The organism is Janthinobacterium sp. GW823-FHT01H08, assembly GCF_058797855.1.
This window is the reverse complement of record NZ_CM179504.1, coordinates 4,155,056-4,170,867: the sequence shown is the minus strand read 5'-3', so window position 1 is coordinate 4,170,867 and position 15,812 is coordinate 4,155,056. Positions and strand designations below refer to the sequence as shown.

Annotated in this window: 13 protein-coding genes; 12 read left to right on the top strand and 1 reads right to left on the bottom strand. The window is 65.6% G+C overall.

All coding sequences use genetic code 11. The annotated features are described in order from the left end of the window. Window positions 1-32 precede the first annotated feature (32 nt). From tssK to AC3RCG_RS18565, 12 genes are all read left to right on the top strand, one after another. Entirely contained in the window at window positions 33-1,379 is a 1,347-nt protein-coding gene (gene tssK, locus AC3RCG_RS18620; protein WP_492402636.1) for a type VI secretion system baseplate subunit TssK, read from the top strand. Between the two features lie 162 nt (window positions 1,380-1,541). Beyond that, window positions 1,542-4,607 carry a sensor histidine kinase gene (locus AC3RCG_RS18615; RefSeq protein ID WP_492402638.1) on the top strand — a complete coding sequence of 1,022 codons (3,066 nt, stop codon included), beginning with the start codon at window positions 1,542-1,544 and terminating at the stop codon, window positions 4,605-4,607. After that, window positions 4,604-6,769 (top strand): sensor histidine kinase, encoded by a 2,166-nt coding sequence (locus AC3RCG_RS18610; RefSeq protein WP_492402640.1) that lies wholly within the window; start codon window positions 4,604-4,606, stop codon window positions 6,767-6,769. The genes AC3RCG_RS18615 and AC3RCG_RS18610 overlap by 4 nt, the downstream gene beginning before the upstream one ends. A gap of 175 nt (window positions 6,770-6,944) precedes the next feature. Next, a complete protein-coding gene (locus tag AC3RCG_RS18605) occupies window positions 6,945-9,155 on the top strand; it encodes an EAL domain-containing response regulator (protein WP_492402642.1) in 2,211 nt (736 codons plus the stop codon). Between the two features lie 154 nt (window positions 9,156-9,309). Next, on the top strand, window positions 9,310-10,152 hold the full coding sequence (locus tag AC3RCG_RS18600; RefSeq protein ID WP_492402644.1) for an urease accessory protein UreD: 843 nt from the start codon (window positions 9,310-9,312) through the stop codon (window positions 10,150-10,152). Window positions 10,153-10,193: 41 nt separating this feature from the next. Beyond that, complete coding sequence (locus AC3RCG_RS18595) at window positions 10,194-10,496, top strand: urease subunit gamma (RefSeq protein WP_070313463.1); 303 nt, start codon at window positions 10,194-10,196, stop codon at window positions 10,494-10,496. A 30-nt stretch (window positions 10,497-10,526) separates the two neighbouring features. Then, window positions 10,527-10,856, top strand: coding sequence for an urease subunit beta (locus AC3RCG_RS18590; RefSeq protein ID WP_034751935.1), 330 nt, complete (start codon window positions 10,527-10,529; stop codon window positions 10,854-10,856). A gap of 1 nt (window position 10,857) precedes the next feature. Beyond that, window positions 10,858-12,558: an urease subunit alpha gene (ureC, locus tag AC3RCG_RS18585; RefSeq protein WP_492402647.1), complete on the top strand. Its 1,701-nt coding sequence runs from the start codon at window positions 10,858-10,860 to the stop codon at window positions 12,556-12,558. Window positions 12,559-12,570: 12 nt separating this feature from the next. Beyond that, window positions 12,571-13,095: an urease accessory protein UreE gene (gene ureE, locus AC3RCG_RS18580; RefSeq protein WP_492402649.1), complete on the top strand. Its 525-nt coding sequence runs from the start codon at window positions 12,571-12,573 to the stop codon at window positions 13,093-13,095. Then, window positions 13,095-13,775: an urease accessory protein UreF gene (locus AC3RCG_RS18575; RefSeq protein WP_492402651.1), complete on the top strand. Its 681-nt coding sequence runs from the start codon at window positions 13,095-13,097 to the stop codon at window positions 13,773-13,775. The genes ureE and AC3RCG_RS18575 overlap by 1 nt, the downstream gene beginning before the upstream one ends. A 22-nt stretch (window positions 13,776-13,797) precedes the next feature. Next, window positions 13,798-14,436 carry an urease accessory protein UreG gene (ureG, locus tag AC3RCG_RS18570; RefSeq protein WP_100873508.1) on the top strand — a complete coding sequence of 213 codons (639 nt, stop codon included), beginning with the start codon at window positions 13,798-13,800 and terminating at the stop codon, window positions 14,434-14,436. Then, window positions 14,433-14,993, top strand: coding sequence for a HupE/UreJ family protein (locus AC3RCG_RS18565; protein WP_492402654.1), 561 nt, complete (start codon window positions 14,433-14,435; stop codon window positions 14,991-14,993). The genes ureG and AC3RCG_RS18565 overlap by 4 nt, the downstream gene beginning before the upstream one ends. 5 nt (window positions 14,994-14,998) lie before the next feature. On the opposite strand, the gene AC3RCG_RS18560 is transcribed toward AC3RCG_RS18565, so the two are convergent. Continuing rightward, window positions 14,999-15,610, bottom strand: coding sequence for a 1-acyl-sn-glycerol-3-phosphate acyltransferase (locus AC3RCG_RS18560; RefSeq protein ID WP_070289317.1), 612 nt, complete (start codon window positions 15,608-15,610; stop codon window positions 14,999-15,001). Between the last annotated feature and the right edge of the window lie 202 nt (window positions 15,611-15,812).

Sequence of the window (15,812 nt, the reverse complement as noted above, 5' to 3'; positions counted from 1 at the left end):
GAAAGATTCCAACGGTCAACACGGAGAACGCAATGACATTGCCATCCAAATTACTTTGGTCCGAAGGCCTGGCCATCGGTCCCCAGCAATTCCAGCAGCTGGACCGCTACCATGAAGCGCGCCTGCAACGTCTGGCCTCGCTCATTAACCCACATTTATGGGGCGTGCATGGCGTCAGCTGGAATGCGGATGCGCTGGCCCACAATAGCCTGCGGGCAGATGCCATGTCGCTCGTCTTTCAGGACGGAGAACTGTTTGAAGCGCCGCTGGGCGATGTATTGCCCAGTGCGGTTGACCTGTCCAAACTCCCTTCCAGCGAACATAGCTTTACCTTTTATGCCGCGCTGCCCGCGCTGCAGGCACATGGCGGCAATGTGAGCTCTGCCGGTGCGCGCTATGTCCAGGCGGATATCGAAACACCGGATCTGTACAGCGAGGCGGTCAGCATAGACGTCGCCTACCTGAAGAAACGCGTGTATCTGCTGTCCCAACTGGACCCTCTGAATGATTACCTTGCCATCCCGGTGATCCGTTTGTACCGCGCTGGCAATGGCGGCTTTGACATCGATGCCTCCTTCATCCCACCTGGCCTGACCATCAGTGCAGAGTCCTCGCTGCAGAAAATGCTCGATTCGCTGATCGATCGCATGGGGGCGAAAATTGAGGCGCTGTACAGCCGCCACCGTCAGCCTGGTAACAATACGGTGGAATTTCATGGCGGGGATGTTGCCTCGTTCTGGATGCTCCATACCTTGAGCATGGCCAGCGCCACGCTCAGTCATTGCGCCAGTTACCGGCGTCACCATCCCGTGTATTTGTTTGAGAAATTGATGGCGTTGGCCGGTGGCTTGATGACGTTTTCGAAGAAATACACACTGAGCGACTTGCCCGCTTATTGTCACGATGACGCGGCTGCCGGCTTCGGCAAGCTCGATGGCATCATTCGTGACCTGATCGATACTGTGCTCCTGTCGCGCTATTTCCCGATCGCGCTATCGAACGACGCGCAACAGAACACCCACTATTACGGCTTGCTCGATGCCAAGCGGATTGACCGTCAGACCGAACTCTGTCTTGCGGTAAACGCCGATATGCCGGCGCTGGAACTGGTCGCCACGGTGCCGTTGCAGTTCAAGATTTCATCTCCGGACAATATCGAACTGCTACTGGGCAGGGCACTGCCGGGTGCCGAGTTGCGCCATATGGCCCAGGTTCCCGCCGAGGTGCCAGTACGGCCCAATACGTATTACTTTTCGATCGATAACAAGGGCAGTATCTATGACAGCATGATCAAGGCCCAGGCGATTGCGATTTATGTGCCGTCTGGCATAAAAGGGCTGAAGCTGGAATTGTTCGGTATCAGTAGCACCGCCGCGTAACGATGCTTGGCCTGACGCGCCGGGGTATTGTCAAAAGATTGCCCTAAGGAATAGACTTGCCCCGGCAGTTGACGTTATCATGTTTTTGTAAGTGTCGGTGGCTGAATGGCCGGCGCATAGTTGAAACATGGTGACAGGCGAGGGTGAGCATGGGCATGGCGAATGATGCGTGATGTGCCTGGCGGCGGGACGAGCAGGGCAGCGGTGTACCGCTGCGGCCGCGCATTGCTGCTGGCATTCTGTGTCGCCGCGGCCCCGGCCGCCGTGCCGGCAGCGGCGCCAGCCGCTGCGCCGCCGCACCAGGGCCAGCGCGTGCTGGTCCTCAACGCCTACGATTACGGCCGCGCCGGCGTGGAATCGTACACGCGCACCTACGTGGCCGCCATGGCCGCCGCGGGCCTGGCCAGCGAAGACATCATGGTCGAGCACCTGAACCTCAATACTCAGGGCGACCCGGCGCTGCGCAACGAGATGCGTGATTTGTTGCTTTTAAGATACACCCAGATGATGGGGCGCAAGGCCGACCTGATCATCGCCATGCAGCAGCCGGCGCTCGATTTTTTGTTGTCCGACCTGGCGCCGCTGGCGCGCGGCGTGCCCGTGCTGGCGATTAACACCTCGGGCAAGGCCTTGCCGGCCGGCAGTCCGCTGGCCATCTGGCAGCAAAAGGCGAACGTCGATTTGCCCGGCACCCTGGCGCAAGCGATGGCGCTGTTCCCGGAGACCAAAACCATCGTCATGGCCGTTGGCGTCAGCGAGGCCGACCAGGCCTTGAAGCGCAGCATGCAGCAGGCGGCGCAGGCGTGGCAGGGCAGGGTTTACATCGAGTATCTCGACGGCCTGACCCTGGCGCAGATGCGCGTGAAGGTGGCGCACCTGCCCGCCGATACGTTGCTGGTGGCCGGCAATGTCAACCGCGACGTGGCCGGCGCCATCGCCACACCCGTGCAGTTTGCCGGCGAACTGGCGCGGCTGGCGAACGTGCCCGCCTTCGGCATGTACAACACGAACGTGGGCAAGGGCATCCTGGGCGGCTCCCTCCTGCACATCGAAGGGGCTGCGCAGCAGGTGGCGCAGATGTCGCTGGCCGTGTTGGCCGGCAAGGCGCCAGCCGCGCCGGGCGCCTTGCTGCCGCCGGTTCGCCCCGTGCCCATGTACGACTGGGAGCAGCTGCAGCGCTGGGATGCCGACATCAGCCAGCTGCCGCCGGACACGCTGTTCTTCAACCGTCCGCCGCAGCTGTGGCACGAACACCGCGCCGCCGTGCTGCTGGCGGCCGGCGTCTTCATCGTGATGGCCGGCTTGCTGAGCGCCCTGCTGCTGCAGCGGCGGCGTTTGCGCCGCGCAGAGAGCGAGGCGCGCGAAAGCGAACAGCGCTTCCGCATCCTCGTCGAGCATGCGCCTGAAGCGATCGTCGTGTATGACCTGGACCAGGACCGCTTCATCGACGCCAACAGCAGCGCGCAGCGCATGCTGGGCATGTCGCGCGAAGCGCTGCTGGCGCGCGGGCCGTTCGACCTGTATAGCACGGAGCAGCCCGACGGCATGCCTTTGGGTCTGATGATGGAAGAGCATCTGCGCCGCGCCATGCTGGGTGAACCCATCCTGGTCGAGCGCCATGTGCGGCGCGCCGACGGCAGCGTCTTTCCCTGCGAAGTGCGGCTGGTGCGCTTGCCGATGGAAGGGCGGCGCCTGGTGCGCAGCGGCATCGTCGACATTTCCGAGCGCAAGCAAAGCGAGCAGGAGCTGCTCGGCTACCGCGACCACCTGGAAGAACTGGTGCAGCAGCGCACGGCCGCCCTGTCGGTGGCCGTCACCGAGGCCGAATCGGCGAACCGCGCGAAAAGCGTTTTTCTCGCCAACATGAGCCACGAATTGCGCACGCCCTTGAATTCCGTGATCGGTTTTTCGCAGATGATGGCCGATTCGAGCAGCATGTTTGAGGAAGAAAAACACAACCTGGCCATCATCAACCGCGCCGGCCACCATTTGCTGACCTTGATCAACGATATCCTGGAATTGTCGAAAATCGAGGCGGGCCGCATGCAGCTGCAGGCGGGGCCCGTGGACTTGAATGGCTTGCTCGACGAGGTGCTCGAGATGGTGCGCATGCGCTCGGGCGACCAGGGCATCGCGCTGCGGCTCGAGCGCGACGGCGTGCCCCCGCTGGTGCGCCTCGACGGCGCCAAGCTGCGCCAGGTGCTGCTCAATTTGCTGTCGAACGCGCTCAAGTTCATCGAGCAGGGCAGCGTGACCCTGTCGCTGAGCTGCCAGGCGGACGGCGACGGGCAGATGGCGCTGGCGTTTGCCGTGCGCGATACGGGCAGCGGCATCGCGGAAGAGGACCTGGAACGCATCTTTGAACCGTTCGTGCAGGCCGACAGCGCCGTGGCGCAGGCGGGCACGGGACTGGGGCTGACCATTTCGCGCGAATTCGTGCGCCTGATGGGCGGCGAGTTGCGCGTCGAATCGACCTTGGGCGCCGGTTCCAGCTTCAGTTTCGAGCTGCACGCGCCCGCGCTGCGGCAGCCGGCCCTCGCGGCGCAGGCGCCGGGCCGCGTGGCGCGCCTGCCGGCATCCCAGCGCGGGCGCATGGTGCTGCTGGTCGACGATGACGACAACTGCCGCAAGCTGCTGGCCGGCTTGCTGGCGCCGCTGGGCTTTCAGCTCCAGGAAGCGGCGGGCGGCGTGCAGGCGCAAGCGATGCTGGCGGCGCAGCGCTACGACATCGTGCTCAGCGACTGGCGCATGCCGGACCTGGACGGTTTGGCGCTGACGCGCTGGCTGCGCGCGCAGCCGGCGCTGGTGCAGCCGCGCCTGGTGATCATGACCGCCTCAGCCTTCGAGGAAGAAAAGCAGGAGGCGCTGGCGGCCGGCGCCGACGGCTTCCTGCGCAAACCGATCGAGCAGGAACACCTGTTCGCCATGCTGGAGCAGCAACTGGGCCTGCGCTTCCAGCGCACTGCCGCCCAAGCGCCGCGCGTGCCGGCCGCCGCCTTCGACCTGCAGCAGGCGCTGGGCCAGCTGAGCGCCGCCCAGCGGCAGGCGCTGCTCGAATCCGTGCAAGCCCTCGATTTGCGGCGCAGCGCCATCGTGCTGGCCGGCGTGGCGACCAGCCTGCCGCAGCTGACCGCGCACATCGCCGCCATGCTGGAGCAGCACCAGTACCAGCCGCTGTGCGCCCTGCTGGCGCAGCCAAGCAGCGAGCCGCAGGGCGAAGGCGCATGACGCCATACGCCCCCAAAGATGCGCGCCTGGGCGGCGTCTCCATCGTGCTGGCCGTCAGCGTGGCGCTGACCTTTGTCGTCACCGCGCTGCTGCTGGTGTTTGCCGTGCTGTTTTACCAGTCCGAACGCGAGCAGCGCTGGCAGCAGCTGCAGGGCAGCCTGTCCGTGAGCGCGGACCAGCTGGCCGTGGCCATCGAACTGCCATTGTGGAATCTCGATGAAAAGCAGATGCAGGCCATCATGCGCAGCATGCTGGGCAAGCGCGACCTGGTGGCCAGTTCCCTCACGCCGGGCATCGGCAAGGAAGCGCTGGTCCTGCGCCGCACTGCGTCCGGCGCCATCGGCAGCTTTTCCTCGCTGTCCGCGGAACCGGGCTGGCTGGTGCAGCGGCGCCCCGTGACGATGGGCGGACAGGTCATCGGCAGCGTGGCCGTGTATGCGACGCCGGCCCTGCTGCACGCGCAGCTGCGCCAGCGCGCGCTGGGCATCGGCGCCATGATCGTGGCGCTCGACGTGATCCTCGTGGCCAGCATCTGGCTGCTGATGTGGTGTCTGATGCTCAAGCCCCTGAAGGCGATCGGCCAGTATGCGGCCGGCATCCAGGCGGGGCAGGGCGAAGCGTCCGGCACGCCGCCGAAAGCGTGGTTCCTGGGCGAGCTGCGCACCTTGTACCGTTCCATCCGCGACATGGTGGCGCTGCTCGACAGCCGCTACCGCGCCCTGCAGCGCAGCGAGGAGCGCGTGCAGATGGCCACCGGCGCGGCCAGCATCGGCATCTGGGACTGGAACGTCAGCAGCGATGCCTTGCAGTGGGATGAGCAGATGTATGCGCAGTTCAAGGCCGACGCGGAAAGCGGCATGGCGCCGGCGGCGATCTGGCGCAGGGCGCTGGTGCCGGACGACGTGCCCGCCGCCAAGGAGGCCCTGCGCGCCGCGCTGAGTGCCGGCCAGGCGTTCACGCATGAGTACCGCATCCTGTGGCCCGACGGCGCCATCCGCTACATCAAGGCCGATGCCGTGATCTTCCGTGACGGCCAGGGCCGCCCCATGCGCCTGGTGGGCTCGAACTACGACATCACGGCGCACCGCGAGGCGGAACTGGAACTGCTGCGCCACCGCCATCACCTGGAAGAACTGGTGGCCGAGCGCACGAGCGCCCTGTCGGTGGCCGTCAGCCAGGCGCAGGCGGCGAACCGCGCCAAGAGCACCTTCCTGGCCAACATGAGCCATGAACTGCGCACGCCCTTGAATTCCGTGATCGGCTTTTCGCGCCTGATGGCCGCCTCGCCGAACATGCAGGACGATGAGAAGCGCAATCTGGCCATTATCCACCGCTCGGGCAACCATTTGCTCACCCTGATCAATGAAATTCTCGAACTGTCGAAGGGCGAGGCGGGGCGCCTGCAGGCACAGACGGCCGTGGTGGCGCTGGCGCCGCTGCTGCAGGAAGTGATGGACATGCTGGGCATGCGCGCCGAGCAGCAGGGGCTGGCCCTGCGCCTCGACTGCGCGAACCTGCCGGCGGCCGTGGTGCTCGATGCGACACGCTTGCGCCAGGTGCTGCTGAACCTGATGTCAAACGCCGTCAAGTTCGCCGGCGGCGGCGAAGTCACCCTGCGCGTGCGCGGCGAGCGGCGCGCTGGCGACCAATGGGGGCTGTCGTTCGCCGTCAGCGACACGGGCATCGGCATCGCCCCGGAGGACCAGCAGCGCATCTTCGAGCCCTTCGTGCAGGCCGACAGCGCGGGACCGAAGGATGGCACGGGGCTGGGCCTGGCCATCTCGCGCGAATTCGTGCAGCTGATGAACGGCGAACTGACGGTGGAGTCGACGCCGGGGCAGGGCGCCACCTTCCGCTTCAGCATCCCCGCGCAGGCGGCCGAAGCGCCCGTGCCGGCGCCTGTGCCGCTGCCCGTGGCGCAGGCGCCCGAGGCGTTGCCGGCACTGCGGGCACAAGACTTGCTGCTGCTGACGGGGGAAGAACGCGCCGCCTTGCTGGTGGCGCTGCGCGAATTGAACCTGGCCAGGGTGGCCCTGCTGCTGGCGGCCTTGCCAGCGGTGGCGGCGCCGTTGCTGGCGCCGCTGCAGGCCATGCTCGACCAGCATCAGTACCGCCAGCTGTGCGGCTTGCTGGAGAATGAGGGGGCGCTGGCGCACACGTAAAAGTGTGGGCTGACAACATCGGTTTCGCTGAAAAGACGGACTAAGTAGGGCCGATGGATGGTGCTAAATTGCAATAAAGATTATGATGATAGTACGTAGTTCATCGCAAAGAAAATGTCTTGTCCAGCGTGGCAACGGACCGCCGCGCCTCATCCAAAGCTGAGAGAACTGCTACATGCACCGCGATTTTTCGGAAGTGAATTCGAAGGGCGAAGTACTGATCGTTGAAGATACGCCGGCTTCGCTGAAGCTGTTGAGCGATTTGCTGGGCGGCGCCGGCTACGCGGTGCGCCAGGCGCCGAACGGCGAACTGGCCCTGTGGACGGCCCAGGCGCGCCCGCCGGAGCTGATCCTGCTCGACGTGCGCATGCCCGGCCTCGACGGCTTTGAAGTGTGCCGCCGCCTGAAGGAGATACCGTTCCTGCAGCAGGTGCCGGTGATCTTCCTGTCGGCCCAGTACGATACGGACGACAAGGTGCGCGGCTTTGCGCTGGGCGCCGTCGACTTCATCGCCAAGCCCTTCCAGGCCGAGGAAATCCTCGCCCGCACCGATGCCCATGTGCGTCTGGCGCGGGCGCAGCTGCAGCTGGCGCAGGAGCGCGCCAACCTGGAACGCCGGGTGGCCGAACGCACGGCCGAACTGGAACAGGTGGCCAGCACGCTGGCGCGCGAAGTGCAGATCCGCCGCGCCAATGAAGAATTGCTGCGCCTGTCGGGTCAGGTCTTCGAAGCGACCCAGGACGCCATCCTGATCACGGATCCGGCCGGCATCATCGTCACGGCCAATCCCGCCTTTACCCGCATCACCGGCTACGCGGCGCAGGAAGTGGTGGGCACGGACATCATGCGCCTGCATGCCGAGTACACGGGCGAAGCGGTGCTGCTGGCCTTGCGCCAGGGCTTGCGCAGCAGCGGCTGCTGGTCAGGCGAGGTGCAGACGCGGCGCAAGAGCGGCGACACCTATCCCTGTTTGCTCAGCGTCTCCACCGTGCACGGCCCGGACGGCGCCGTCGTCAACTATGTGGGCGTCTTCCTCGACATCAGCGAGCGCAAGGCCGAGCAGCATCTGATCGATTTCCTCTCCTACCACGACGCGCTGACGGGTTTGCCGAACCGCGTGCTGCTGCGCGAGCGCTTCGAACAGGCGCGCGCGAACGCCGTGCGCGACAGCCAGCAGGTGGTGCTGATGTGCCTGGACCTGGACCGCTTCAAGAACATCAACGATTCGCACGGCCAGGCCGTCGGCGACAAGGCGCTGCAGGTGGTGGCGCGCTTCCTGTCCGGCTGCGTACGCGAGGGTGACACCGTGGTGCGCCAGGGCGGCGACGAATTCCAGATCCTGCTGCAGGACGATGCCCTGCTGGGACGTACCCTGGGGCTGGCGCAAACCATCCTGGCCGGCTTGCGCGAAGAATTGAGTGTTGACGGCGAGCGCCTGGCGCTGACCACCAGCATCGGCATCGCCATGTGCCCGGCAGACGGCGACAGCCTCGACGACGTGCTGCGCCACGCCGACACGGCCCTCGTGCGCGCCAAGGAAATGGGGCGCGACCACTACGCCTTCTTCACGGAGCGCATGGGCAGCGATATCCGCGCCCGCCTGGCCATGCAGCAGCAGCTGCGCGGCGCCATCGGCCGCGATGAATTCGAAGTGCATTACCAGCCGCAGATGTGCTTGCGCACGGGCGCCATGCTGGGCGCGGAAGCGTTATTGCGCTGGAATAATCCTGTGCTGGGCAAGGTGCCGCCCGGCCTGTTCATCGCGCTGGCCGAGGAATATGGCTTGATCACGGCTATCGGAGAATGGGTGCTTGAAAGCGTGTGTGCGCAGATCCGCGTGTGGCACGATGCGGGCCTGGGCAGCATCAAGGTGGCCGTCAACCTGTCCGGCAAGCAGTTCGCGCAGGACCGCACGGTGCCCTTCGTCGAGGCGGCCCTGCGCAAGTACGGCATCGCGCCCGCCTGCCTGGGCATCGAGATCACGGAAAGCACGGTGATGGGCGACCCGGACAAGGCCGTGGCGGCCCTCACGCGCCTGAAGGACATCGGCGTAGGCATTTCGCTCGACGACTTCGGCACCGGCTATTCCAGCCTCGGTTACCTGAAGCGCTTTCCCATCGACGTGCTGAAGATCGACAAATCCTTTGTCGACGACGTCACCACCAGCAGCAGCGACGCGGCCATCGCCCGTTCCGTCATCTCGCTGGCGCACAACCTCGACATGCGCGTCATCGCCGAAGGCGTGGAAACGCGCGAGCAGGTCGCCTTCCTGACGGAACACGGCTGCGATGAAATGCAGGGCTATTATTTCAGCCGCCCCCTGGGCGCCGCACTGTTTACGGCCTTGCTGCGCGAACGGCGCACCCTGGCCATGGCCCAGGCATAAGCGCCGCGGTGCGGTCGCTGCACCATGCCGGTGCATTCGCTGCAACGCGGTGCACGATTCTCACGTTTCCTTCACCTGATGCTGGCACATATCCTGCTTAGGTAATCGCTTATTTACGCGATTGCCCCGCATGCCAGACAGCAGCCATCCAGTCATGCCTCCACCAGCCAGCGCACACGGCGCCTGGCAGGCGCACCTGCGCCTGGGCTTCGTGCTGCACGATGGCGTCAGCCGCCTTGTCGAGCGCACGCACAGCGGCCCCCTGCGCGTGCAAAAGCCCCTGTATCCGGAAGGCGATGCCGTCTGCCACGCCATCATCATCCATCCGCCCGGCGGCGTGGTGGGCGGCGACCAGCTGGCCGTCGACGCCACGGCGGGCGAGGGCGCGCACGCCTTGCTCACGTCGCCGGGCGCCGCCAAATGGTACCGCGCCAACGGCCATGTCTCGGGCCAGCACATCGTGCTGCGCGCGGGCAGCGGCGCGGCGATCGAGTGGCTGCCGCAGGAAAGCATCTTCTTCGACCAGGCCTGCGTGCGTCTGCGACATGAGGTGGACCTGGCGGCGGACGCCGGCTACATCGGCTGCGACATCGTTTGCCTGGGCCGTAGCGCCGCAGGCGAAATTTTTAATACGGGCAGCATCAGCCAGCAGGTGCAGATCCGCCGCGGCGGCAAGCTGCTGTGGTGGGAGCAGGGCGTGCTGGCCGCCGGCGGCGCCCTGATGGCCAGCCCGCTGGGATTGGGCGGGCACACGGTATGCGCCACCCTGATCGCCGTCGGCCGGCCTGTTTCTTCCGCCGTACTGGCGGCCGTGCGCGAGATCGCCGTGCCGGCCGGCGCCGCGTTTGGCGCCACGCACATGAAATCGCTGGTGGTGGTGCGCCTGCTGTGCGGCGACAGCGAGGCGGCGCGCCGCGTCATGCTGGCCGCCTGGCAGCTGCTGCGCCCCGCCATGCTGGGACGCGACGCCGTCGTGCCCCGCATCTGGAACACTTAGCATCTGGAACACTTAATCAGGAAAGAAGCGCAAGGAAAACCATGGACCTGACTCCCCGCGAAAAAGACAAGCTGCTCATTTTTACGGCCGCGCTGCTGGCCGAACGGCGCCTGGCGCGTGGCTTGAAGCTCAATTACCCGGAAGCGGTGGCCCTGATCAGCGCCGCCATCATGGAGGGCGCGCGCGACGGCAAGTCGGTGGCGCAGCTGATGTCGGACGGCACCAGGATACTCTCGCGCGCCGACGTCATGGACGGCATCGCCGAGATGATCCCCGACATCCAGGTGGAAGCGACCTTCCCCGACGGTAGCAAGCTGGTGACCGTGCACCACCCGATACCGTAACCCTACAAGCGACATTGACAGGAGCCCCTCATGACCCCAGGCGAATACCAATTGGAAGAAGGCGAAATCAGCTTGAACGCGGGGCGCGCCACGGCCACCGTGGTGGTGGCCAACCGGGGCGACCGGCCCATCCAGGTCGGCTCGCACTTTCACTTTTTTGAAGTCAATCCGGCGCTGGCCTTCGAGCGCTGGCGTGCCTACGGCATGCGCCTCAATATCACGGCCGGCACGGCCGTGCGCTTCGAACCGGGCCAGCAGCGCACGGTGGAACTGGTGGCGCTGGCGGGCGAACGCAAGGTTTACGGCTTCAACGGAGAAGTGATGGGCGAACTGCAAGACACACCACCGGGAAAGGATTGAGATGGCCAGCATTCCCCGCAGCGCGTATGCCGAGATGTTCGGCCCCACCAAGGGCGACCGCATCCGCCTGGCCGACACGGAACTGTTCATCGAGATCGAGCATGACTACGCGATCTACGGCGAAGAGGTGAAATTCGGCGGCGGCAAGGTGATCCGCGACGGTATGGGCCAGTCGCAGCGCTGCGCGGCCGAGGTGATGGATACCGTCATCACGAATGCCGTCATCCTCGACCACTGGGGCATCGTGAAGGCCGACATCGGCCTGAAAAACGGTCTGATCTTCGGCATCGGCAAGGCGGGCAATCCCGACATCCAGCCCGGCGTCACGCTCGCCATCGGCGGCGCCACGGAAATCATCGCCGGCGAAGGCATGATCGTCACGGCCGGCGGCGTCGACACGCATATCCACTTCATCTGCCCGCAGCAGATCGAGGAAGCGCTGATGAGCGGCGTGACCACCATGCTGGGCGGCGGCACGGGGCCGGCCGTGGGCACGGCCGCCACCACCTGCACGCCGGGACCGTGGCACTTGCACGCCATGCTGGCGGCCGCCGACGCCTTCCCGATGAACCTGGGCTTCATGGGAAAAGGTAACGTCAGCTTGCCGCTGCCCCTGGAAGAACAGGTGCGCGCGGGCGCCATCGGCCTGAAACTGCATGAAGACTGGGGCAGCACGCCGGCCGCCATCGACAATTGCCTGTCCGTCGCGGACCGCATGGATATCCAGGTGGCGCTGCACAGCGACACCCTCAACGAGGGCGGCTTCCTCGAACATACGCTGGCCGCCTTCAAGGACCGCACCATCCACACGTTTCACACGGAAGGGGCGGGCGGCGGCCATGCGCCCGACATCATCGCCGCCGTGGGCCAGGCCAACGTGCTGCCCTCTTCGACGAATCCCACGCGCCCCTTCACCGTCAACACGCTCGACGAGCACCTGGACATGCTGATGGTTTGCCACCACCTGGACCCGGCGATTGCCGAAGACGTGGCCTTTGCCGAGTCGCGCATCCGCCGCGAAACCATCGCCGCCGAAGACATTCTGCACGACATCGGCGCCATCTCGATGATGTCGTCCGATTCGCAGGCGATGGGGCGAGTCGGCGAAGTGATCATGCGCACCTGGCAGACGGCGCACAAGATGAAGGTGCAGCGGGGCGCCCTGGCACCCGACACGGGACGCAGCGACAATTTCCGCGCCAAGCGCTACATCGCCAAGTACACGATCAACCCGGCCATCACGCACGGGATTTCGCACGTGGTGGGATCGATCGAGGCGGGCAAGATCGCCGACATCGTCCTGTGGAAGCCCGCGTTTTTCGGCGTCAAGCCGTCGATGATTTTAAAAGGCGGCATGATCGCCGCCGCGCAGATGGGCGACCCGAACGCCTCGATCCCCACGCCGCAGCCCGTGCATTACCGCATGATGTTCGGCGCCTTCGGCGGCGGCCTGAAAAAGTCGTTCACCTTTGTCTCGCAGGCGGCCTACGACCTCGATATCGGGCACCAGCTCAAACTGAATAAATCCGTCATCGCCGTGAAAAACATGCGCGGCTTGCGCAAGCACGACATGATCCACAACGGCGCCACGCCGCACATGGAAGTGGACCCGGAAACCTACGCCGTGCGCGCCGACGGCCAGCTGCTCGTGTGCGAGGCGGCCGCCGTGCTGCCCATGGCGCAGCGCTATTTTCTATTTTAAGCGGGAGACATCATGCTGACTTTGCATACCAAACTGGCGGCTGACGATCCTCGCGCCGCCGTTGCCCAACTCGTGCTGCCCTATGACCAGCGCGAAAAATGCCGGCTGCGCGCCATGCTGTCGAATGGCGAGGATGTGGCCGTGTTCACCGTGCGCGGCACGGTGCTGCGCGACGGCGAGCGCATGACGGGGCCGGGCGGGCAGGTGGTGCGGATCGTCGCCGCGCGCGAACCGACCTATCTGGTGCGCTGCGCGGATGCGCACACCTTGCTGCGCTGCGCTTTCCACCTGGGGAACCGCCACACGCAGGCGCAGGTGGGCGACGGCTTTTTGCGCATCCGCAAGGATGTGGTGCTCAAGGAGATGCTCGAAGGCTTGCGGGCGACCGTGACGGAAGAAAGCGCGCCGTTCGAACCGGAAGCGGGCGCGTATGGCGGCGGCCATGGCCACCACGACGGCCACGGCCAGCACTTGCTGGCGCCCGTGCCGCTGCGGCAGAAAATCCACCGCCCCGGCGATACGCCGGGCGCCGCCTGATGCAGGCGTCGGCCCTGCTGCATCTGCTGCAGTTCGCCAGCCCGGCCTTGCCGATCGGCGCCTACAGCTATTCGCAGGGGCTGGAAGCGGCGCTCGAGTCAAGCCTGGTGCACGACGCGGCCACGGCGCGCGCATGGATCGCGCAACACTTGGCGCAGGTGGTGGCGCGCTGGGAAGCGCCCCTGTGCTGGCGCTTGATGCAGGCGTTTGCAGCGCAGGATCTGCGCGCCGTGCAGCGCTGGAGCGAGCGCTTCATCGCTTCGCGCGACACGGCGGAATTTCGCGCCGAAACCATCCAGATGGGCTATTCCTTGACCAAGCTGCTGGCCGAGCTGGGCGTGGCCGATGGCGTCTTGATCGACATGCTGCAGGGCGAACCGGAAGTGGCTTTACCCACCGCGTATGCCTGCGCCGTGGCGGCGCTGACCATTCCGCGCGAGGAAGCGCTGCTGGCCATGCTGTTCGCCTGGGCGGAAAACCAGGTGCTCGTCTGCGTGAAATCCGTGCCGCTGGGGCAGGTGGCGGGCCAGCGTTTGCTGCTGTCGCTGCGGCCGGACCTGGAAGCGGCGGCCCTCGCGGCGCAAACGTTACCAGACGACGAGATGGGCAACTGGGCGCCAGGCCTGTCGCTGCTGTCGATGCGGCACGAAGTGCAGTACAGCCGCTTGTACCGTTCCTGAACTATTCAATGAGAGAGCAAACATGACTTCGATTACCTCCAATCCCTTGCGCGTGGGCATCGGCGGGCCCGTCGGCTCGGGCAAGACGGCCCTGTGCGAAATGCTGTGCAAGGGCATGCGCGAGCGCTACGACATGGCCGTCATCACGAACGATATCTACACCAAGGAAGACATGGAAATCCTGCTGCGCGCCGACGCCTTGCCGGCCGAACGCCTGATGGGCGTGGAGACGGGCGGCTGTCCGCACACGGCGATCCGCGAGGACGCGTCGATCAACCTGGAAGCGATCGCGCGCATGCAGGCAGATTTTCCGCATCTTGATTTGATCCTGGTCGAATCGGGCGGCGACAACCTGGCCGCCACCTTCAGCCCGGAACTGTCGGACTTGACGATTTACGTGATCGACGTGGCCGGCGGCGAAAAAATCCCGCGCAAGGGCGGGCCCGGCATCACGCGCTCTGATTTGCTGATCATCAACAAGACGGACCTGGCGCCGTATGTGGGCGCCAACCTCGACGTGATGGCGCAGGACGCCAGGCGCATGCGCGGCGAGCGCCCCTTCGTGTTTACCAACCTGCGCAGCGGCGACGGCGTGCAGGTCGTCATCGATTTTATCCGCGAGCAAGGTTTGCTCGATCAACCCGGCAAGGAGCTGCAATGAGCGCAACACTGACGAAGAAAACAGCCGCCGTGGGGGCACTGTGCCTGCTGGCCTTGCCCGCGATGGCCCACCCAGGCCATGGCGACAGCGTGGGCTTCCTGGCCGGCTTCGCCCATCCGTTCACGGGCATCGACCATTTGCTGGCCATGCTGGGCGTGGGTCTCTGGGGCGGCCAGCAGCGCCGCGGCTGGGGCCAGCCCGTCACTTTCCTCGGCATGATGCTGCTCGGCGCGCTGGCCGGCATGGCGGGCTTGACGGTGCCTGGTCTGGAAACGGGCATCGCCGCCACGGTGGCGCTGGTGGGACTGGCCATCGCGCTGGCGCTGGCCTTGCCGAACTGGCTCGGCATGGGGCTGGTGGGCGTATTTGCGCTCGCGCATGGCAATGCGCATGGCCAGGAATTGCCGGCCGCCTCGGCCGCGTGCGGCTTCCTGCTGGCCTCGGCCATGCTGCTGTGTGCGGGACGTGTCGTCGGCCAGGTGCTGGCCGAGCGCGTGCTGCGTGTGGCCGGCGTGGCCTTGACGGCCGCCGGCGTGGTGCTGATGGGGGTTGCTTGAGCGGCTTAAGCGCCGGGGCGCTTGTCGGACAGCACGATGGGCGCCGCCATTTCAGGGTGCAAGCCCTGGTGGCCCGCATACACGGCGGCAATCGCCGCCATGTCGGCCTCCTTGTCGCCCGTCAAGTATAAATGGTCGACGACGCCCAGCACCTTGTTCGGGTAGTCGATGTAGACCAGCAGCAGCGGCACCTTGGCGGCCAGGGCCAGGTGATAAAAGCCGCTTTTCCAGTTCGGGCGGTAGCTGCGCGTCGCTTCCGGCGTGATGGCCAGCCAGTACCAGTCTGCGGCCAGCATGCGTTCGGCCTGGCGCTGGATCGTGCCGCTGGTGGTGCTGCGGTCGACGGGTTCGCCGCCGAGATAGCGCAGCACCTTGCCCATGGGGCCGCGGAACAGCGAATCCTTGGCCAGCCAGCGGAACGGCAAGGACAGCGCCCATTTGCCGAACAGGCCCACCATGAAATCCCAGTTGGACGTGTGCGGGTAGACGACGGCGATGCCGCGCGGCCCCGGCAAGGGGCGGAAGCGCAGGCGCCAGCCGAACAGGTGCAGCACGCGCAGCGCACAGCGCTGGTGCCAGGTCGGCAAGTCGCCCGCTTGTACAAATAAATCGTCCATTGATACCCTTCAGTGACACTGTTTTAATGGGATGGCGCTGGTGGCCATTTTCCTTGAAGCAAAAATTCTGCGCAGGCATTCTATACGGGGCTGGCGGTGGCGACAAGCAGCCGAGGCCGCTATCCATGCGGTGTCGGCGCCGTTTGTACTGCCATTTTAACCATGCTTGCTTCCTGTGCCGGGCACTAAATGCACGGTATGT